The organism is Modestobacter sp. SYSU DS0904 (genome assembly GCF_054051115.1).
The window spans coordinates 23837-42956 of the sequence record NZ_JBJHAQ010000026.1; the positions used below are offsets into that span (position 1 = coordinate 23837).

General features: G+C 74.5%; 19 protein-coding genes. 10 read left to right on the forward strand and 9 right to left on the reverse strand.

What is annotated here, in order from left to right; genetic code table 11:
• The first annotated feature begins 8 nt into the window (after nucleotides 1-8).
• Together ACI79U_RS15630 and ACI79U_RS15635 are read left to right on the forward strand one after the other, a co-directional pair.
• Nucleotides 9-872 (forward strand): SDR family oxidoreductase, encoded by an 864-nt coding sequence (locus ACI79U_RS15630; protein WP_457068529.1) that lies wholly within the window; start codon nucleotides 9-11, stop codon nucleotides 870-872.
• Nucleotides 869-1507, forward strand: a complete 639-nt coding sequence (locus ACI79U_RS15635; RefSeq protein WP_457068527.1) for a MarR family winged helix-turn-helix transcriptional regulator — start codon at nucleotides 869-871, stop codon at nucleotides 1505-1507. The genes ACI79U_RS15630 and ACI79U_RS15635 overlap by 4 nt, the downstream gene beginning before the upstream one ends.
• Nucleotides 1508-1566: 59 nt before the next feature.
• On the opposite strand, the gene ACI79U_RS15640 is transcribed toward ACI79U_RS15635, so the two are convergent.
• On the reverse strand, nucleotides 1567-2016 hold the full coding sequence (locus tag ACI79U_RS15640; RefSeq protein ID WP_457068525.1) for an STAS domain-containing protein: 450 nt from the start codon (nucleotides 2014-2016) through the stop codon (nucleotides 1567-1569).
• 97 nt (nucleotides 2017-2113) lie between these two features.
• On the opposite strand from ACI79U_RS15640, the gene ACI79U_RS15645 reads away from it, so the two are divergent.
• Nucleotides 2114-2617 (forward strand): DnaJ family domain-containing protein, encoded by a 504-nt coding sequence (locus tag ACI79U_RS15645; RefSeq protein ID WP_457068523.1) that lies wholly within the window; start codon nucleotides 2114-2116, stop codon nucleotides 2615-2617.
• Between the two features lie 154 nt (nucleotides 2618-2771).
• A complete protein-coding gene (locus ACI79U_RS15650; protein WP_457068521.1) occupies nucleotides 2772-3731 on the forward strand; it encodes an MBL fold metallo-hydrolase in 960 nt (319 codons plus the stop codon).
• A gap of 32 nt (nucleotides 3732-3763) precedes the next feature.
• Here ACI79U_RS15650 and ACI79U_RS15655 read toward each other — a convergent pair whose 3' ends face one another.
• The 4 genes from ACI79U_RS15655 to ACI79U_RS15670 all read right to left on the reverse strand — a co-directional run bounded on the left by ACI79U_RS15655 (nucleotide 3764) and on the right by ACI79U_RS15670 (nucleotide 8692).
• Nucleotides 3764-3892 (reverse strand): hypothetical protein, encoded by a 129-nt coding sequence (locus ACI79U_RS15655; protein ID WP_457068519.1) that lies wholly within the window; start codon nucleotides 3890-3892, stop codon nucleotides 3764-3766.
• 50 nt (nucleotides 3893-3942) lie between these two features.
• The gene (locus ACI79U_RS15660; protein ID WP_457068517.1) at nucleotides 3943-4497 is read right to left on the reverse strand and encodes a hypothetical protein; all 555 of its coding nucleotides are present in this window, start codon (nucleotides 4495-4497) and stop codon (nucleotides 3943-3945) included.
• Between the two features lie 221 nt (nucleotides 4498-4718).
• The gene (locus ACI79U_RS15665; RefSeq protein WP_457068515.1) at nucleotides 4719-6602 is read right to left on the reverse strand and encodes a hydantoinase B/oxoprolinase family protein; all 1884 of its coding nucleotides are present in this window, start codon (nucleotides 6600-6602) and stop codon (nucleotides 4719-4721) included.
• Nucleotides 6599-8692, reverse strand: a complete 2094-nt coding sequence (locus ACI79U_RS15670; RefSeq protein WP_457068513.1) for a hydantoinase/oxoprolinase family protein — start codon at nucleotides 8690-8692, stop codon at nucleotides 6599-6601. Before ACI79U_RS15670 ends, ACI79U_RS15665 begins: the two co-directional genes overlap by 4 nt.
• A 95-nt stretch (nucleotides 8693-8787) precedes the next feature.
• Here ACI79U_RS15670 and ACI79U_RS15675 point away from each other — a divergent pair, with 95 nt between their 5' ends.
• Nucleotides 8788-9162: a VOC family protein gene (locus ACI79U_RS15675; RefSeq protein ID WP_457068511.1), complete on the forward strand. Its 375-nt coding sequence runs from the start codon at nucleotides 8788-8790 to the stop codon at nucleotides 9160-9162.
• A gap of 1 nt (nucleotide 9163) precedes the next feature.
• Here the strand turns inward: ACI79U_RS15675 and ACI79U_RS15680 are convergent, their stop codons facing one another.
• Nucleotides 9164-10039: a dienelactone hydrolase family protein gene (locus ACI79U_RS15680; protein ID WP_457068509.1), complete on the reverse strand. Its 876-nt coding sequence runs from the start codon at nucleotides 10037-10039 to the stop codon at nucleotides 9164-9166.
• 121 nt (nucleotides 10040-10160) lie between these two features.
• On the opposite strand from ACI79U_RS15680, the gene ACI79U_RS15685 reads away from it, so the two are divergent.
• Nucleotides 10161-11735, forward strand: coding sequence for a molybdopterin-dependent oxidoreductase (locus tag ACI79U_RS15685; protein WP_457068507.1), 1575 nt, complete (start codon nucleotides 10161-10163; stop codon nucleotides 11733-11735).
• A 236-nt stretch (nucleotides 11736-11971) separates the two neighbouring features.
• Here ACI79U_RS15685 and ACI79U_RS15690 read toward each other — a convergent pair whose 3' ends face one another.
• Entirely contained in the window at nucleotides 11972-12580 is a 609-nt protein-coding gene (locus ACI79U_RS15690; RefSeq protein WP_457068505.1) for a hypothetical protein, read from the reverse strand.
• Between the two features lie 224 nt (nucleotides 12581-12804).
• Here ACI79U_RS15690 and ACI79U_RS15695 point away from each other — a divergent pair, with 224 nt between their 5' ends.
• Complete coding sequence (locus ACI79U_RS15695) at nucleotides 12805-14304, forward strand: phosphatase PAP2 family protein (protein WP_457068503.1); 1500 nt, start codon at nucleotides 12805-12807, stop codon at nucleotides 14302-14304.
• Nucleotides 14301-15176: a metallophosphoesterase gene (locus tag ACI79U_RS15700; RefSeq protein WP_457068501.1), complete on the forward strand. Its 876-nt coding sequence runs from the start codon at nucleotides 14301-14303 to the stop codon at nucleotides 15174-15176. Before ACI79U_RS15695 ends, ACI79U_RS15700 begins: the two co-directional genes overlap by 4 nt.
• A 10-nt stretch (nucleotides 15177-15186) precedes the next feature.
• On the opposite strand, the gene ACI79U_RS15705 is transcribed toward ACI79U_RS15700, so the two are convergent.
• Nucleotides 15187-15603, reverse strand: coding sequence for a MarR family winged helix-turn-helix transcriptional regulator (locus tag ACI79U_RS15705; RefSeq protein WP_457068499.1), 417 nt, complete (start codon nucleotides 15601-15603; stop codon nucleotides 15187-15189).
• A gap of 72 nt (nucleotides 15604-15675) precedes the next feature.
• Between ACI79U_RS15705 and ACI79U_RS15710 the strand changes: the two genes are divergently transcribed.
• Together ACI79U_RS15710 and ACI79U_RS15715 are read left to right on the forward strand one after the other, a co-directional pair.
• Nucleotides 15676-17517 (forward strand): ABC transporter ATP-binding protein, encoded by a 1842-nt coding sequence (locus ACI79U_RS15710; RefSeq protein ID WP_457068497.1) that lies wholly within the window; start codon nucleotides 15676-15678, stop codon nucleotides 17515-17517.
• Between the two features lie 165 nt (nucleotides 17518-17682).
• The gene (locus ACI79U_RS15715; RefSeq protein ID WP_457068495.1) at nucleotides 17683-18594 is read left to right on the forward strand and encodes a GGDEF domain-containing protein; all 912 of its coding nucleotides are present in this window, start codon (nucleotides 17683-17685) and stop codon (nucleotides 18592-18594) included.
• Nucleotides 18595-18623: 29 nt separating this feature from the next.
• Here the strand turns inward: ACI79U_RS15715 and ACI79U_RS15720 are convergent, their stop codons facing one another.
• Nucleotides 18624-19073, reverse strand: a complete 450-nt coding sequence (locus tag ACI79U_RS15720) for a hypothetical protein (protein ID WP_457068493.1) — start codon at nucleotides 19071-19073, stop codon at nucleotides 18624-18626.
• Nucleotides 19074-19120 lie beyond the last annotated feature (47 nt).

The window sequence follows — 19120 nt, forward strand, 5'->3', positions numbered from 1 at the left end:
GTGTCGGTGTGATCGTGGTGACCGCCGCCGGCGGACGGACCGGGACGGCAGTGGTCCGTGCCCTCCGGGAGCGGGGCGAGGCGGTGCGCGCCGTGGTGTCCCGCCGCGGGCCCCGTCCGGAGCTCACCGAGCTGGGCGCCGAGGTGGTGCACGCCGAGCTGACCCAGCCGCTGCCCTGGTCGGGGGTGCTCGCCGGCGCCGACGCGCTGTACCTGATCTGGCCGAACTTCGACCCGGACGAGGCCGAGGGGGCGCCCGCGCTGTTCCGCGAGGCCCGCCGGGCCGGCCTGCCCCGGCTGGTCTACCACTCGGTGCTCCGCCCGCAGCTGCGGGTGATGCCGCACCACGCGGCCAAGGACCTCGCCGAGGAGGCGCTGGACGCCAGCGGTCTGGCCTCCTGGCGCGTGCTGCAGCCCTGCGCCTACGCCGACAACCTCGACGACGAGCTGCCCGAGGTGGTCGCCCGGGGCGAGCTGCGCAGCATGTGGGGCGTGCGCACGGCGCAGTCGCTGGTCGACGTGCGCGACGTGGCGGAGGCCGCGGCCGTGCTGCTCACCGAGGACGGGCTGGACGGTGGCACCTTCGAGGCGGCCGGGCCCGAGCCGCTCACCGCCCCCGGGATCGCCGAGCTGATCAGCGCGCGGGTCGGCCGGGAGGTCGTCGCCGAGGACGTCGTCCCCGGTGGCGAGGTGCCCAGCGCGTACGCCGCCCGGTGCCGACGCACCATGTTCGACCACTACCGGGTGCACGGGTTCACCGGCAGCCCGCGGGTGCTCACCGACCTGCTGGGCCGACCCCCGCGCACCTACGCCGAGCACCTCGCCGACCTCGACCTGCCCGTCGAGGTGCTGCCGGACGACGAGCCGGCGTGACGGTGGCGGACAGGACGGTGCCGGACAGGACGGTGCCGGACAGGATGGTGCCCGACCGGACGGTGCCGGACGCGGCCGTGCCGGACCGGAGCGGGTCCGTCCCCGGCCCCGGCCCCGTCCAGGGCGACGCCATGGACGTGATCCTCGCCCAGTGGGCGCGGGAGCGGCCCGACCTGGATTGCTCGCCGATGGGCGTCATCGGCCGGGTCACCCAGCTGCAGCGGGAGGTGTTCCTCGCCCAGCGCGCCACCTTCGCCCGGCACGGTCTGGACGCGCCCTCCTTCGACGTGCTGGCCGCCCTGCGCCGGGCCGGGGAGCCCTACCAGCTGACCCCGACCGCGCTGATGCGCACCGCGCTGGTCACCTCCGGGGCGATCACCCAGCGGCTGGACCGGCTGGAGGAGAAGGGGCTGATCACCCGCGGGCGCAGCGAGGCCGACGGGCGCGCCGTCGTCGTCACGCTGACCGAGGCCGGCCGGACGGCGCTGGACGGTGCCCTGCCCGACCACCTGGAGACCGAGCGCGGCATGCTCGCCGGGCTCTCCGCCGAGGAGAGCGCCCAGCTGGCCGGCCTGCTGCGCCGCTGGCTGGTGTCGCTGGGCCGGGTGCCGGGAGCGACCCCCGACGCCAGCTGAACAGGGACCCCGTCCCCGTCACGCCCGTGAGCTCGGCGCGAGCCCCTGGACGGGGCCGTTCAGCGGTGCTCGGTACCGGGCGGCAGGGCGTCGTGCGTGGTCGGCGGCGAGCCCTCGCGCCGGTCGACGATGGTGAACCGGCGCCAGAGCCCGGAGACCTGCAGCGGCTTCGCCACCGTGTTGGAGTCGACCACCAGCGGCAGCTCGATGCCGCGGGGCTCGGCCATCCGCTCCAGCTGGACCAGGATCGACATGCCGGCGGAGTTCATGAAGGTGACGTCGCAGAGCTCCAGTTCGACGCGGTGCAGCGCCGGTGAGCTCAGCATCAGGTCGGTCATCGCGCGCACCAGCGGGCGGCGGCTCTCCTCGGTGAGCTCGCCGGAGACCCGGATCTGCGCCGTCGTCTCGTCCGGCTGCGCGGTCGTGACCTGCGCGTCCTCGCTGTGCGGCTCGGGCCTGCCGGAGGGGTCGGGGCTCGGGGCGGCGGTGCCGGGAGCGGTCTCGTCCATGGCTCGGCTGTGCCCGGCTGCACACCGCTTCATGCCCGCGACTCCTCGTATCGTCGAGTGCGGCCGAACGGAGGAGGCCGGGAGCGCAGGAGGGGCAGTGACCGAGCGGAAGCCCGAGGGGATGTCCTTCGACACCTGGGTGGAGCGGCAGATCGACCGGGCGCGGGCCGACGGCGCCTTCGACGACCTCGGTCCGGCCGGCAAGCCGCTGCCCCGCCGGGACCGCGAGGAGACCGCCTACGACTGGGCGCTGGCCTGGGCCCGGCGTGAGGACGGCGACGCCGGGACCCTGGTCGCCGGCATGCTCCCCACCGGGTTCGCCCTGCGCAAGGAGCGGGAGCAGCTGCCTGCCCTGGTGGCCCGGCAGACCTCCGAGGCCGCGGTCCGGGCCGTCGTCGAGGCGCACAACGCCCGGGTCGACCAGTACTACCGCCGTCCGGTGGAGGGCGTGTGGGTGCCGGTCGGGATGGCCGACGTCGACGCGGAGCTCGCCCAGTGGCGGCGGAACGGGCCGGTCGCCCCTGCACCGACGGCCGGACCCGCGTCGTCCGCGCCGACGTCTCCCCGGCGCCGCCGCTGGTTCCGCCGGCGTCCGGGCTGACGGGCGTCTCCCAGGCGGAATCCGGGTGGGCCGGGGGCACATCGTCGGAGAGGGTCGGTGGGTGGTCGAACACCAGGTGGTCGCAGGGGGGACACGGTCGGGGACCCGGGTGGTGACGCTGGGGGTGGCCGGCGGACCGTCCGTCGCTGCGGACGTGAGCGGCATCAGCACGGCGGTGGTGGTGGGCGACCGCTTCTACCTCGTCGACGCCGGGCACGGCGTGCTGCGGCAGCTGCGCCGGTCGGGGCTGGGCAGCCCTGCCCCGGTGGGCCCGCTGGACGCGCTCGCGGCCGTCTTCCTCACCCACCTGCACAGCGACCACGTGGCCGACCTGGCGGCGCTGCTCACCGCTGGGTTGTTCAACGGCCTGGGCCGGGTGCCGGACGTGGTGCCGATCTGGGGGCCGGGCCGGCGTGGCGCACTCGAGCCGCTCACCGGGACGGGAGCCCCGCCGGCGGTGGTCGCGCCGGAGAACCCGGGGCCGGGCACCGCGGACATGGTGCAGCTGCTCGTCCGGGCGTTCGCCGCTGACTTCAACAACCGGGCCCGCGACAACCGGGTGCCGACCCCCGACGCGTTGTTCGCGGGTCGCGACGTGCCGCTGCCGGCGGAGTACGCCGCGGATCCCAACGGGGCTCCTCACCCGCGGATGTCCCCGTTCCCGGTGCACGAGGACGACCGCGTTCGGGTGACCGCCACGCTGGTGCAGCACGCCCCGGTGTTCCCGGCGTTCGCCTACCGGTTCGACACCGACGACGGGTCCGTGGTCGTCTCCGGTGACACCTCCCCGTCGGAGAACCTCGTCGAGCTGGCCCGGGACACCGACCTGCTGCTGCACGAGGTCATCTCCCGATCGGCGATCGAGGCGAACTTCCCCGAACCGCGCACGCCGGCCACCGAGGCCGTGCTGCAGCACGTGCTGGGGGCACACACCACGGTCGAGGACGTCGGTGCCGTCGCCGAGCGGGCCGGTGCCGCGGCGCTGGTGCTCCACCACCGGGTGCCCATCGACCTGCTCGACGAGCAGTGGGCCGCCGCGCAGCAGGGCTACCGCGGCCGGGTGCACGTGGCGCACGACCTCGACGTGTTCACCGTGGGGTCCACCGCCCGCTGACCCGTGGGGGGCCGCGGGTGCGGTGCCCGCGGTCAGTCGTCCTCGGCCTGCTCCTCCGCCTGGTGCGCGGCCAGCTCCCGGGTGGCCATGCCGCCGTGCCCGCCCTCGTCGTACTGCCCCGGGCGGAGGTTGACCTGCTCGTCCTCGTTCGGCTCGCTCATCCCCGGAGCCTGCCCCGCCGCGCCGGGGGTGGCCACCGGAGCCGCCGGGATCACTCGGTCTCGGTGGGCGCCGAGGTCTCCACGTCGTTCGCGACGATGTACACCTCGCCCTGGTAGTCGAGGAAGGCGCCGTCGGCCAGGTCGATGCCCAGGTCCCCCTCGGCGGTGGCCTCGTTGAACGGGTCCTCGACCGTGCCGGAGACCTGGACGTCCTGGCCCGGCTCGAGGTCGCTCGCCATGTCGGGGGCGATGACCAGCAGGGGGTCGACGGAGCTGCCCTCGGCACCGGCGATGCTGAAGGAGTGCGGGCCGATCAGCTCGTCCACCGTCGCCGAGACGGTCACCTGCTGGCCGACGTACTCGTTCCCGCCGGCCGCGAAGGAGTCGTCGTAGGCGCCGGTGTAGCCGACCCCCGGGGGCACCTCGGTGCCTGCCCCGACGCCCGCGCCCGGCTCGGCCTGCTCGTCCTCCTGCTGGATGTCCCCGACGCTGACCTCCTCCTCCGGACCGGCGGTGTCGTCGCCGCAGGCGGTGAGGGCCAGCGGCGACAGCGCGAGGGTCCCCGCGAGGGTGAGCTTGGCGAAGCGGCTGGTGTGAGTGCGCACTGTGTCCGTCCTCTCGCGAAGGCGGCCCACGGGGGTCGCCTGCCGGTTGGTCACGAGAGGGGTTGCCCGACGAGGGCCCCGGATGCGGGAGGACGGCCAGGCTTTGCCGAGCCGTGACCTCCCGCTACGTCCGACCGCGGCGAGACGTTCCCGCCGGCCACGGATGTCACCGGCCCGTCATCCGCGACCCCGGCAGATGACGGCCGCGGACGACGACGCCGTCAGAGCAGGTCGAACTCGTTGTAGGTGGCACCGCCCGCGAGCAGCGCGTACCCCGGGCCGCGGTCGAAGAACGGCTGCACCTCCGGACGGGCGGCGCGCAGCGTCGCCCGCAGCTCCTCGGTGGCCGCCCCGTCGGCCGTGCCGTCCTCGCGCACGACGACGCCGTAGTCCTCCCGCGCCCCCGCGACGCTCACCTTGTGCCAGGCGATGTCGCGCAGCACCTCCTCGACCGGCCGGTCCAGCGGGTCGCCCCAGCCACCGCCGCCCGTCGTGCGCACCCGCACCACGGTGCCGGCCTTCAGCGGCTCCGCGTCGGCCAGCGCGTCGACCTCGTGCTCGTCGGGCCCGCCCGGGTCGACGGTGATGGAGAACGGCCGCCCGGCCCTGCCGCCCTTGACGCCCCAGCAGGACAGGATCGAGCGGTCGGCGATGGACATGAAGTGCGCGTCGCGCAGCACCCGGATGTCCTTCTCGTAGCCGCAGCCACCGCGGTACCGGCCCGGCCCGCCGGAGTCCTTCGCCAGCGCGAGGCGCTCGATCCGCAGCGGGAAGCGGGACTCGGTGAACTCGGTGGGCAGGTTCCGGGAGTCCGGCACGACGTGGATGGTGTCCTCGCCGTCGGCGTAGTACCGCCCGCCCGAGCCGCCGCCCAGCACCTCGCGCATCAGGTACGGCTCGCCGTTGGCGTCGGTGCCGTAGACGCCGGTGTAGCGGATCGTCTCCTGGTCGGCGGGCATCCGGCCGCCGGTGGCCTTGGCCAGCACCCCGGCCAGCACGCCGAGCAGCCGCAGGATCACGAACGTCCGGGCGTTGGTGGGCGCCGGGAAGATCGGGGTGAGCAGGGTGCCCTTCTCCGGGAACCGCATCTCGATCAGCGGCACGACGCCCTCGTTGACGTCGAGCTCGGCCATCCGCTCCGGTGACTCGGCGAGGTTGCGCAGGATCGGCGCGAGCCACTTCTTCAGGAAGTTGCCGTCGGCGTAGTCGCCGCAGTGGTTGATCGGGCCCTTGGCCTGCGGGCCGGTGCCGGTGAAGTCGATGACCAGCGGGACGTCCTTGGTGGAGTCCATGGTCAGCGTGATCCGCTGCCGGTGCAGCTGGGGCTCGTCGACGCCGTCGTGCTCGGCGTAGTCCTCCCAGACGTAGGAGCCGTCGGGGATCTGGGACAGGATCTCCCGCCGGTACACCTCGGTCGAGCTGCTCAGGATCGACTCGAAGCAGGCCTCGACCGCGGCCACCCCGTACCGGTCGAACAGCTCGCCCAGCCGGCGCGCGCCGGCCAGGCAGGCCGAGCACTCGGCGTCCAGGTCGGCGGCGAGCGAGTCCGGCATCCGCGAGTTGCGGGTCATGATCGTCAGCGCGGCGTCGTTGCGGACGCCGCGGTCCCACAGCTTGATCGGGGGGACCATCAGGCCCTCCTCGAACACGCTGGTGGCCGCGCTCGGCATCGAGCCGGGCACCGCGCCGCCGATGTCGTCGTGGTGGCCGAACGCCTGGATGAAGGCCACGACGGTGGGGGCCCCGTCGACGTCGGCGAAGACCGGGACCGTCACGCACAGGTCGGGCAGGTGACCGATCCCGCCCTCGGAGAGGTAGACGTCGTTGTGGAAGAAGACGTCGCCGGGGTTCATCGTGGGGATCGGGTGGTCGCGGACCACCGGGTGCACCAGCGCCGAGTACGAGCGGCCGGTGAGCTTGCGCAGCCGGCGGTCGTGGATGCCGGCCCGGAAGTCGTGCGCGTCGCGGATCATCGGCGAGCGCGAGGTGCGCCCGATCGACGTCTCCACCTCCTTCTCGATCGCGGCCAGCGTGCCGGCGACGATCTCCACCAGCACCGGGTCGGCGGCCCCGCCGTCGCCAAAGTGGCCACTCTGGCGCGTCATCGGTCGGTCTCCTTCGTGAGCAGCAGGTCGCTCGACCCGGCACGGGTCAGCAGCAGGTTGCCGAAACGGTCGACGGTGGCGGAGAAGCCCGGGTGCACCGGGACGGTGGAGCCGAACTCCTCGACGATCGCCGGGCCGGCGACGACGTCGCCGGGGGAGAGGTCGGGCCGCCAGTACAGCGGCGCCTCGACCCACTCGTCGAAGAAGACCGCGCGGGAGCCCCGGCGCGCGTCCCGGCCGGACGGCGCCGGCTCGACGATCTCCGGCCGGCGGATCGGCCCGATCCCGCTCACCCGCAGGTTCACCCACTCCACGGCCTGCCGCGGGTCGGTGGCGAAGTCGTAGCCGTAGAGCTGGTGGTGGGCCGCGTGGAAGGCAGTGGCGACGGCCTCGATCGCCGCGTCGTCCAGCTCGCCGTCACCGACCGGCACGCGCACCTCGAACGCCTGGCCGACGTAGCGCAGGTCGGCGGTGCGCTGCATCCGCTGCTCGCTGCGCGGGAAGCCCTCGCCGTCCAGGGCGACCTCGGCCTGGCCCTCCAGGTCGGCGAAGGCGGTGGCCAGGGTGGCGGGGGAGACGTCGGCGTGCCGGGCGACCATCGTCTGCACGTAGTCGTTGCGGACGTCGACGGTCAGCAGCCCGAAGGCGCTGACGTTGCCCGGGTTCGGCGGCACCAGCGTCCGGGGCAACCCGAGCACGTCCATCAGCCGGCAGGCCAGCAGGGAGCCGGAGCCGCCGAAGGTGGTGAGGGTGAAGTCGCGGACGTCGAGGCCGCGGGCGACGGTGACCTGGCGCAGCGCGTTGGCCTGGTTCCACGCCGAGATCTCCAGGATCCCGCTGGCCAGCGCCTCCACCGTCAGGCCGAGCTTCCCGCCCAGCTGCTCCAGCCCGGCCCGGGCGGCGTCGACCGAGAGCGGGATCTCCCCGCCCAGCAGGTGCGGCGGGATCCGGCCGAGGACGACGTGCGCGTCGGTGACGGTGGGCTGCTCGCCGCCGTTGTCGTAGCAGATGGGCCCCGGGTCGGCGCCGGCCGACTTCGGGCCCACCTTGAGCGTGCCCTCCGGCGACAGCCAGGCGATCGACCCGCCGCCGGCGCCGACGGTGACGACGTCGATCATCGGGATCTTGGACGGGTAGTCGCCGACCGAGCCCTCGGTGGTCAGCGTCGGCTCGCCGTCGATGACCACGGTGACGTCGGTGGAGGTGCCGCCGCCGTCGCAGGTGAGCACCCGGTCGAACCCGGCGGTGCCGGCGATCAGCGCGGCGCCCAGGGCGCCCGCGGCGGGCCCGGAGAGCATCGTGGTGATCGGCTGGTGCACCACCTCCGCCGCGCTGAGCACGCCGCCGTTGCTCTTCATCACGTAGAAGGGGACGGCGGGGGCGATCTCGTCGAGGCGGCGGCGGATGTTGGTGACGTAGGCACCGACCCGGGGCTTCACCGCAGCGTCGACGAGCGTGGTCACCGAGCGCTCGTACTCGCGGTACTCGCGCAGCACCTGGGAGCTGATCGAGACCACGGCGCCCGGATGTTCCACGTGGAGCACGTCGAGCATCGCCCGCTCGTGGGCGTCGTTCGCATAGGAGTGCAGGAAGCAGACGCCGATCGTGGTGATCCCGGCGTCGCGGAAGAACCGGGCGGCCGCGACGGCGTCCTCGGCGGAGAAGGGTCGGACCTCGGCGCCGCTGACGTCGAGCCGGCCGCGCACGGTGCGGACCAGGTCGGCCGGCACGATGCGCGGCGGCTTCACCCAGAAGTAGCTGTTGCCGTAGCCGTCGGGCACCGACTGCCGGGCGATCTCCAGCACCGACCCGTAGCCCTCGGTGGTGATGAAGCCGATCCGGTCCAGCTTGCCCTCGAGCAGCTGGTTGGTGGCGACGGTGGTCCCGTGGCTGACCGCGGTCACCGACGACCCGTCCAGGCCCAGCTGGCCGAGCACCTTCTGCACGCCGGCGAGGAAGCCGTCGGCCGGGTCGCTCGGTGTGGACGGCGTCTTGGTGGTGGAGACCTCCCCGGTCTCCTCGTCGACGGCGACGACGTCGGTGAACGTGCCTCCGGTGTCGATCCCGATGCGTACCCGGCGCCCGCTCATGCCGAGAAACCTTAGCGGTGAGATACCCGCGTAGGAAGGCGCCGGTCGATGAACGTCGCCAGGCAGCTGACGGGGCGTCCGGCTAGCGTCCCCGCATGGCCGACCGCCCGCGGACCACCCTGACCGCGACCGTGCTCGACACCCCCGACCCCCGGGGGCTGGCGCGGTTCTACAGCGAGCTGCTGGGCTGGCCCATCGGCGAGGACGACCCCGAGTGGGCGACGCTCGTGCCCGGCGGGCCCGGGCTGTCCTTCCAGCGGGAGCCCGACCACGTGCCGCCGGTCTGGCCGGCCGGCGACGGCGACCCGCGGATGCAGGCACACCTGGACATCGCCGTCGACGACCTGGCGGCGGCCAGCGCGTTCGCCCAGTCGCTCGGCGCCACGCTGGCGGCGTTCCAGCCGCAGGAGCACGTCCGGGTGCACCTCGACCCGGCCGGCCACCCGTTCTGCCTCTACCTGCCCGAGTAGGTCAGTCGTCGGCGCGCTCCTGCCCCGGGGGGTCCAGCGGCGCGTTCCGCAGGGCGCCACCGGCGTGCACGGGGGTGTCGGCGCCGGTGAGCCGGTCGCGGAGGAAGGCGACCACCTCGGCGCGGGCGTCGTTGGCCGGGTGGCCGGGGGTCTCGACGTCGGGGTGGGTGAGCACCCGGTGCGCCCCGGTGCCGATGCCGGCGGGGTTGCCCGGCCGGGAGCTGATCACGACCGGCAGCCAGCCGTCGCCGAAGACGGCGCGCAGGGAACGGAAGCGGTCGGGCGGGCAGACCCGGTCCTCGCTGAACCGCAGTCCCAGCAGGCGCAGCCCCTCGCCGCGCACCCGCTGGGCAACCGCCTCGGCCTCCTCGTCGGACATCCCCAGGTCGCCCCGCCGTCCGGGGGTGACGCCGACCGGCAACGACGGCTGGCCGGCCACCGGGGCGAGCACCACCGGCTCGACGGCGGCCGCCAGCGCGAACCCGCCGCTGAAGCCCGTGCCGATCACCCCGACGCCCGGCCCGCCCACCCGGTCGTGCAGCCGGCGGGCGACGGCGCGGACGTACCCGGCCACCGGCCGGTCGGCCCGCGTGGCCAGGGCGCGGAACTCCCGGGTGGTGCAGATCCGCGCCGCCGACCCCAGCGCGTAGCCGGGGGAGACCGGGCGGCCGGGCTCCCCGAACAGCGAGACCACGGTGACGGTGAACCCGGCCTCGACCAGGTGGTCGGCCAACCCCATCACCTCGGGCGTCATGCCGGGGACCTCCGGCAGCAGCACCACCCCGGGACCGGAGCCGCGCGTGAACAGGGCGTGGGTGATGCCGGCGTCGGTGAAGTCCTCGGACGCCCAGCCTGCCAGTGATGACGACTCTGTCATCGGTCGATGGTGGAGCACGCGGGCCCGATCGGTCGAGTCCTCCCGCCGCCACCGCATGACGATCCGGCGTCGTTTCCGGTCCTGTTGTGCACCACCGGCCGCGCCGGGTCAGGCTCGGCTGATGAGCGCGTCAGCACAGCTGGGTGGGCAGCGCCCCGCCGACCGGGTCGGGGAGCGGGTGCCGGCCGGCCGGGCGGCGCTGTCCGGGCTGCTGGCCACCGGGCTGGGGATCGGCGTGGTCGAGCTGGCCGCCGGTCTCCTGGACGCGGTGCCGTCGCTGGTGATCTCCGTCGGGGACGCCGTCATCGACAGCGTCCCCGGCTGGCTCGAGCGCGCCGCGATCGCCGCGCTCGGCACCAACGACAAGCCGGTGCTGCTGGCCTCGATCGGGCTGGTCGCCGCAGTGCTCGGCGCCGGGACCGGGCTGCTGGCGCGGCACCGGTTCCCGCTGGGTGCGGTCGCGTTCGCGCTGTTCACCGGACTCGGGGTCGCGGCCGGGCTCGCCGCGCCGGACGCCTCCGCCGTCCCCACCGTGCTGGTCGGGCTGGCCGGCGCCGTCCTCGGGGTGCTGGCGCTGCGCCTGCTGCTCGGTGCGGCCCAGCGGGAGGCCCGGCCGGATCCGTCCCCCGAGGCCGACCGGCGCGGCTTCCTCCTGCTGGCCGGAGCCGCCGCCGCGGTCGCGGTGGCCGGCAGCGTCGGCGGCTGGCTGCTGAGCGGCCGCGAGCGGCTGGACGCGGTGCGCGCGGCGATCCGGCTGCCGCGGCCCTTCCGCCCGGCCGGGCCGGTCCCACCGGACGCCGACCTGGAGATCGCGGGCCTGACGCCGCTGTTCGTCCCGAACGCGGACTTCTACCGGATCGACACCGCGCTCCGGGTGCCGACCATCGACCCGGCCGGGTGGCAGCTGGAGGTCCGCGGGATGGTGGACGCCCCCTTCACGCTCACCTACGACGAGCTGCTGGCGATGCCCCAGATCGAGGCCGACGTCACGCTGACCTGCGTCTCCAACGAGGTCGGCGGGGACCTGGTCGGCAACGCCCGCTGGCAGGGCGTGCCGCTGCGGGCGCTCCTCGAGCGCGCCGGGGTCCAGCAGGGCGCCACCCAGCTGCTGAGCCGCTCGGTCGACGGCTTCACCGCCGGTTTCCCCACGATCACCGCCCTGGACCTGGAGGAGGCGATGGTGGCCGTCGGGATGAACGGCGAGCCACTGCCGGCCGAGCACGGCTTCCCCGCCCGGCTCGTCGTCCCCGGGCTGTACGGCTACGTCTCGGCGACCAAGTGGCTCTCCGTGATCGAGTTGACCGACTGGGACGTCGACGGGTACTGGATCCCTCGTGGCTGGGCGAAGGAGGGGCCGATCAAGACGGCCTCGCGGATCGACGTCCCCCGGCTCGGGGGCGCGGTGAGCGCCGGACGGCAGCCCATCGCCGGCGTCGCCTGGGCGCCCACCCGGGGCATCGCGGGGGTGGAGGTGCGCGTCGACGACGGGCCGTGGCAGCAGGCCGTGCTGGCCGAGCAGCTCGACGTCGACTGCTGGCGGCAGTGGTACCTGCCGTGGGATGCCACCCCGGGCCGGCACCGGATCGCCGCCCGGGCCACCGACGGGCTCGGGGAGCTGCAGACCGACGAGCAGCTGCCGGTCGCGCCCGACGGTGCGTCCGGCCACCCGGTGATCGAGGTCGTCGTCGAGGGCTGACCGGCGGGGCGGGGATCAGACCCCGGAGCCCGGCCTGCACCCGGTCCAGCAGGGCGCCCCGCCAGCCACAGCGACCACGCAGCGCCGGCGGACAGACCGGTCCAGGCCCGTGCGCCCGTCGTCGGTCCGCACGGACGGCGGTGACCCGTTCATCCGATGGGCCAGCCGGCGGGCGCGCTGCCGGCGTGCCCGCCCGGCGGCAGCGATCGCGGCGTCGGCGTGGAGGTCCGGCAGGGTCACTCGCCGGGGGTGATCTCCGAGGCCTGGACGTAGAAGTCGCCGGTCTCGAACTGCGTCGTCGGGTCGAACAGCTGCAGGTCGGCGAGGAACTCCTCGTCTACCTGCTCCAGGGTGCCGCTGAAGCTCACGGTGTCACCCTCCTGCACCTGGAAGGGGGACTCCGGGTCCTCGGTGCCGCTGAAGGGCTGCAGCCGCACCAGGATCGTCCGGCCGACCTCCGGGCCGACGAAGAACGCCTCGTCGGCGACGACCGCCTGCACCTGCACGCTGTTCGCCTCGACCGGCTCCCCGACGCTCGTGCTCAGGTCGACGTCCGGGGCGAGCGCATCGAGGTCCCCGATCAGGACGGTGCCGAGACCGGCCCCCTCGGCCGGGTCGGGGGACGGGGTGGCGGTGGCGGTGGCCGTGGCGGTGACCTCGGTCTCCGTCGCCACGGTGGTCTCCTCGACGGCGGTGGTCGCGCTCGGGTCGTCGTCGCCGGTGAACTCGGCGATCAGCCACCAGATCAGGAGGGCGGCGATCAGCGCGGCCAGCAGGATCCAGGGCCACACCGGCCGCTTCTTCGCCGCGGCGACGGTGGCGCCGCTGTCTCGTGGTCCGGTCATCGGAAGACGTCCTCTGGGTCGGTGACGGATGTGCTCCACAGCCGTGCCCTCAGGTGCCGGTGCTGCCCACCCGGGGCCGGAACGTCACCGTTTCGATGAAGGAACGAGACCGGATCGCAACCTGCACCGCGGTTGCCGCCCGACCTCGCCGACGCTGGCACGGACAGGTCACGGTGCGGCAAAGACGACCCGTGTCACCGGCGAACCCTGGGTAGCCCTGCGCCATGAACCGCTCCCTCCCCGACTCCGGCCGGTCGGCGGCCGGCCGCGAAGGGGCGCGGGCGCCCGGACGGTTCGGCGCCCGCGCCGGTCTGGGGCTGGTGGCACTCCTGGTGGGCGCGGTGCCGTTCCTGGCGCTGTGGCTGCTGGTGCAGCAGAGCTGGTCACCGCTGGCCTCCCTCGACGGGGACGTCGCCGCCGGCCTGAACGACGTGGTCAGCGACTCGCCCGTGACGGTCAGCGTGCTGCGTGCCGTGACCGACCTCGGGGGAGCCGGAGCCTCGGTGCTGGTGACGACCCTGGCGACGCTCTTCCTGCTCATCCGCCGGCACCGGCGGCTGGCGGCGTACGTCGCGGTCTCCGGGATCGGCCTGGCCGTGATCGTGCCGCTCACCAAGTACATCGCCGACCGGGCCCGCCCGGTCGTGGCCAACCCGGTGGTCGACACCCCGAGCAACGCCAGCTTCCCGAGCGGGCACGCGATGACGGCCGTGGTGACCTGGGGGGTGCTGCTGATGGTCCTGCTGCCGCTGGTGCGCCGCCGCCTGCGGCCGTGGCTCATCGCGGTGTTCGCGCTGCTGGTCTTCGTGATCGGCTTCACCCGGCTGGCCCTCGGTGTGCACTTCGTCTCCGACGTGCTGGCCGGCTGGGCGCTGGGGGCGGCGTGGCTGGCCATCACGACGGCGGCCTTCCGCGGCTGGCAGCACGATCGGCACCAGGGCAGCGACGAGCCGCTGGACCCGCTCGACGTCGACCCGGCGGAGGTCGCCGGGCCGGCGCCCAGCCACCAGCCGGTGCTGCCCGCGGGACGGACGACGGTGCTCCAGCTGGTCGTGGTGGCCGCTGCGCTGTTCGCCACGCTCGCCGGGCTGGGCCTGCTGGTCACCGGCGTGCTCCGGGACACCGCGCTCGGCCGGTTCGACCGGAGCGTCACCGTGTGGTTCGTCGACCAGCGCACCGAGACGCTGACGACGGTGGCCGAGGCGGTGAGCGCGCTGTCGGGCACCCGGGCGGTCATCGCCGTCGGGCTCACCCTCGCCGTCCTGTCGCTGGCCTGGGTCGGCAGCTGGCGCCCCGTCGTCTTCGTGCTCGTCACCATCGTCGGCGAGCTGGCGCTGTACTTCGTCATCGGCCTGGTGGTCGGCCGGGTGCGGCCCTCCGTCGTCGACCTCACCGAGGGGCTGCCGGCGGGCGCCAGCTGGCCCTCCGGCCACTCCGGGATGGCCGTCGCCCTCTACGGCGCCCTGGCCGCGCTGGTGATCGGCTACGGGGTCGGTCGCCGGCGGTGGGCCGTGCTGGCGATGCCGGTGCTGCTCGCACCGGCGATCGGGATCACCCGGATCTACGTCGCCGCGCACTACCCGACCGACGTCGTCGCCGGGCTGCTGCTGGGCACCGGGTGGGTGCTGGCGTGCGCCTGGGCCTTCCAGCTCGGCTCCGGCCGGGGCCTCCGGCACCCGGCCACCGGCGCTGCCACGGCCATGGCGACGGCGAGCCGGGCATGAGGCGCTGGGTCGTCCGCGTCGGGCTGGCGCTGCTGGCGGCCCTCGTCCTGCTCATCGGCTACGGCGTCCTGATCGAACCGCGGCTCGTCCTCGACGAGGAGCGGGAGACGGTGGAGCTGCCCCGGCTGCCCGCGGGCGCACCCCCGATCGAGGTCGCCGTCCTGGCCGACATCCAGATCGGCATGTGGTGGGGCAACCCGGGCATGGCCGAGCGCGCCGTCGAGCGCGCGGTGGACGCCGAGCCCGACCTGGTGCTGCTGGGCGGCGACTTCGTCTACGACGCCGGCCCGGACGTCGGGCCCGAGGTGGCGACGGTGCTGGACGTCCTGGCTCCGCTGCTGGACTCCGGGATCCCGACCTACGCCGTCCTGGGCAACCACGACCACGCGAGCGACGCGGTGGAGGAGCTCACCGCCGCGCTGGAGGACGCCGGCATCCCGGTGCTGCTCAACGAGTCGGTCGAGGTGCCCGGCACCGGGGACGACCCGCTCCACGTGGTGGGCGTCGGGCCGGTCCGCCCCGGGCTGGTCGACGTGGACCAGGCGTTGCGCGGCCTGCCCGAGACGGCGCCGCGGGTGGTGCTGATGCACAACCCGGCCGCGTTCCCGGAGATGCCGGCCGACAGCGCGCCCCTCACCGTGGCCGGGCACACCCACTGCGGGCAGATCGCGCTGCCCGGCCTGCCGAACTGGTCCTACCTCGGCCTCACCGAGGAGGAGGAGGTCGTCGTCGACGGGTGGGCCCCGGAGGGGCACGGCGCCCCGGGCAACGCCCTGTTCGTCACCTGCGGGATCGGCTTCAGCGCGGTGCCGGTGCGGATCAACGCCCCGCCCCAGGTGGTCTTCTTCGAGCTGACCCCGCCGGAGGAGTGACGGCGCTGCGTCAGTCGGTGAGCTGACGCAGGATCCGCTCGAGCGTCGCCCGGTCCTCGGCCGACAGCCGGGCGAACAGCTCGGTCGAGTCGGCCGCCCGGGCCTCGTCGACCTCGTGCTGCACCGTCCGGCCGGCCTCGGTGGGCACCAGCACCACCGCCCGCCGGTCGCCGGGGTCGGCGGTGCGCGCGACCAGGCCGCGCTCGGCCAGTCCGTCGGCGACCTCCGTCGCCGAGCGCGGCGCGATCCGCAGCGCCTCGGCGAGCTCGGAGAGCCGGACGCCGTCCCGCGCGCACACGACCCGCAGCGCCCGGGCCTGGTGCGGCGAGAGGTCCCACGGCGCGAGCGTGGCGATGAACCGGCGGCGCAGCGTTCGGGCCACCCGCATGAGCAGGTCGCCCAGGGTGGTCGTGCCGCCGTCCCGCATGGGCGGAATCCTAGCGGCACATGTGTGGTTACCACACCGTGAGGTAACCTCAGCAAACTTCGATCGAGAGGGGTGGTCGCCATCGACGACACCTTCCAGCCCGGCCGGGGAGGCGGGCGCCCCGGTGGGCGACCCGACCCGGCCGACCGCGCCCAGCTGGACCGCGCGCCGGTGAGCTGGCGCCGGGTGGCCCAGCTCTTCCGGCCCCACCGTGGCCAGCTCGCGATCGTGATGGCCCTCATCGTGACCAGCTCGGCCATCGCGCTGGCCACGCCGTTCCTGATCCGGCTGGTCATCGACGAGGCGATCCCGGAGCAGGACGTGCCGCTGCTCGCCTGGGCGGTGGCCGGGATGGTCGCGGTCGCCGCCGTGACCGCCGTCCTCGGTGTGCTGCAGACCTGGCTGTCCACCACGGTCGGCCAGCACGTCATGCACGGTCTGCGGACGTCGGTCTTCACCCACCTGCAGCGCCAGTCGCTCGGCTTCTTCACCCGCACCAAGGGCGGCGAGGTGCAGTCCCGGCTGACCAACGACATCGGTGGCATGCAGTCGGTGGTCACCACCACGGCCACCTCGTTCGCCGCCAACGCCACCACGGTGATCGGCACGGTCATCGCCATGGCCGCGCTGAGCTGGCGGCTGTCGCTGCTGTCCCTCGTCGTCCTGCCGCCGTCGATCTGGCTCAGCCGGCGGGTGGCCCGGATGCGGCGCACCATCACCGCCCAGCGGCAGCGCCACCTCGCCGACCTGCACTCCCAGGTGGAGGAGGGGCTCAGCGTCAGCGGCGTGCTGCTGGGCAAGACGCTCGGCGCGGGGCCGGCGCAGTCGCAGCGGTTCGCCGGGACCTCCGACCTGCTGGTCGGGCTGGAGGTGCGGTCGCAGCTGGCCGGCCGGTGGCGGATGGCCACCATGAGCATTGTGTTCGCCGGCATCCCGGCGCTGATCTACCTGGCCGCGGGGCTCCCCGCGACGTCCGGCGGGATGACGATCGGCACGCTGGTCGCCTTCACCGGGCTGCAGGGCGCGCTGTTCCGCCCGCTGATGGGCCTGCTGGACATCGGCGTCTCGCTGACCGCCTCGATGGCGCTGTTCAGCCGGGTGTTCGAGTACCTGGACCTGCCGGTCGACATCGACGACCCGGCGTCGCCGGTGCCGTTGGGCGACGTCCGCGGCGAGGTGCGGTTCTCGCACGTCGGCTTCCGCTACCCCGACGGCCACCGGGACGCGCTGACCGACGTCGACCTGGCCGTGCCGGCCGGCGCGACGCTGGCGCTGGTGGGGGAGACCGGGTCGGGGAAGAGCACGCTCGCCTCGCTGGTCGCCCGGCTCAACGACCCGACCGCCGGGCAGGTGACCATCGACGGCATCGACGTCCGGGACGTGACCCTGGCCGACCTGGCCCGCACCGTCGGCGTCGTCGCCCAGGAGACCTACCTGCTGCACGGCACGGTGGCGGAGAACCTCCGGCACGCCAAGCCCGACGCCACCGACGCCGAGCTGGTCGAGGCGGCCCGCCGGGCGCAGGTGCACGAGGTGATCGCCGCGCTGCCCGACGGCTACGAGACGGTCGTGGGTGCCCGCGGGCACCGGTTCTCCGGCGGGGAGAAGCAGCGGTTGGCCATCGCCCGCACGCTGCTGCGCGATCCGCGGGTGCTGGTGCTCGACGAGGCGACCAGCGCGCTGGACAACGGCACCGAACGCGCCGTGCAGGTGGCGCTGGACGAGGCCAGCCGCGGCCGGACGACGATCACCATCGCGCACCGGCTCTCCACCGTCCGGGACGCCGACCTGATCGCGGTGCTGTCCGGCGGGCGGGTCGTGGAGCAGGGCACGCACCAGGAGCTGCTCGCCCTCGGTGGCCGCTACGCCGCGCTGGCCGGCGCCGCCGAGCGGGAGGCCGTGCTCAGCTCGTGACGTCAGGCCGGACGACTCCCCGGGCGGGTGCCCTGATGAACGCGGAACGGGAACAGGCTGAACTCCTGGCTATCGTTCGGCCGACCTGCCCCGTCCGGGTCGCCACGGACGGGGACACGACGGGGAGCTCGCCCTCCCGCTGAGCCGACTGCCGGGAGCTGCCCAGTGACGACACGAGACTCCCCAGCCGGGGACGCCGCCCCGGGGGCCGATGCCGAGCTGGCGCGGGCGTTCATCGACGCCACGTCGGCCCTGGTCTGCGTCGTCGACCACGCCGGGCGGATCCTGCTGGCCAACCGTGCTCTGCAGGACTTCACCGGTCGCTCGGTCGCCGAGCTGACCGGACACTTCTTCTGGGACGTCTACGTCGTCCCCGAGCACGTGGAGCTGGCCCAGGATGCCATCGCCCGGGCGATGGCCACCGGGGTCGCCTTCCCCCAGGAGGGGGACTGGCTGGCCGCCGACGGGGTGCGCCGCCGGATCGCCATGCGGACCGACGTCCTGGCGGACGCGGCCGGCCGGCCGTGGGCGGTGGCCTGCATCGGGCTGGACGTCACCGCGGAGCGCCAACGGGAAGCCCAGCTGCACGCGCGGGCCCACACGGACCTGCTGACCGGGCTCTCGAACCGCTCCGCGCTGTTCGACGTGCTGCGCCGGCACCTCGACCCCCGCCACGGCGACGGGTGCGGCGTGCTGTTCTGCGACCTGGACCAGTTCAAGTCCGTCAACGACCGGTACGGCCACGCGGCTGGGGACCAGCTGCTGCTGGATGCAGCCCTCCGGCTGCGGGAGCTGGCCGGTCCACGGGACCTGGTGGCGCGGCTGGGAGGTGACGAGTTCGTCCTCGTCTGCCCGGCCGGGGACACCGCCGGGCTGGTCGAGCTGGCCGAGACGCTCGTGATGCGCTTCCGCGAGCCGTTCGCCGGCCCGGCGGGTGAGCTCGTGATCGGTGTCAGCGCGGGGATCGCGGTCGGCGAGCCGGGTGAGACGCCGGACGCGCTGCTGGCCCGGGCCGACAGCGAGATGTACGGCGTCAAGTCCCGGCACCGGAGGCGGGGGGAGCGGCCGCCTTCCTGACCGGCCGTCCGGGGCGCCGGGGAAGTTGGTCAGCGGCCGGGTTCGCGGGGCGACCGGGTGAGCGCCAGCACGCTCCCGGCCGCTCCGATCACCACGACGGCCAGGCCCACGCTGACCCAGCCGAAGGTGTCCCAGTAGACGTCCTCCAGCTGGATCAGCAGCGCGGCCTCGTCGACGATCAGCGCCAGGGCCACGCCGTACAGCAGTCCGAGCCCCGCGCGCACCCGGTGGGACCGGTCCCCGATGGCCGCCCCACCGACGACGGCGAGCAGCAGGATGCCCCACAGGTAGTGGTGCAGGTGGGTGTCGCCCACCTCGACGTCCCCGAGGACCGCGACGTCGACGCGGATCAGCCAGGTCAGCAGGCGCAGCAGCACGAACGTGGCGGTGAACCCCCACCAGGCCAGCACGTAGCCGCGGCGGGTCGCGGCCACCTCGCGCAGGCGGCGCGGACGACGGTCGGTGTCTGCGGGGGCCATGTCACGCCCCTGCCCGCTGGTTCCCGGACGCAACCAGTGGTGAGTGC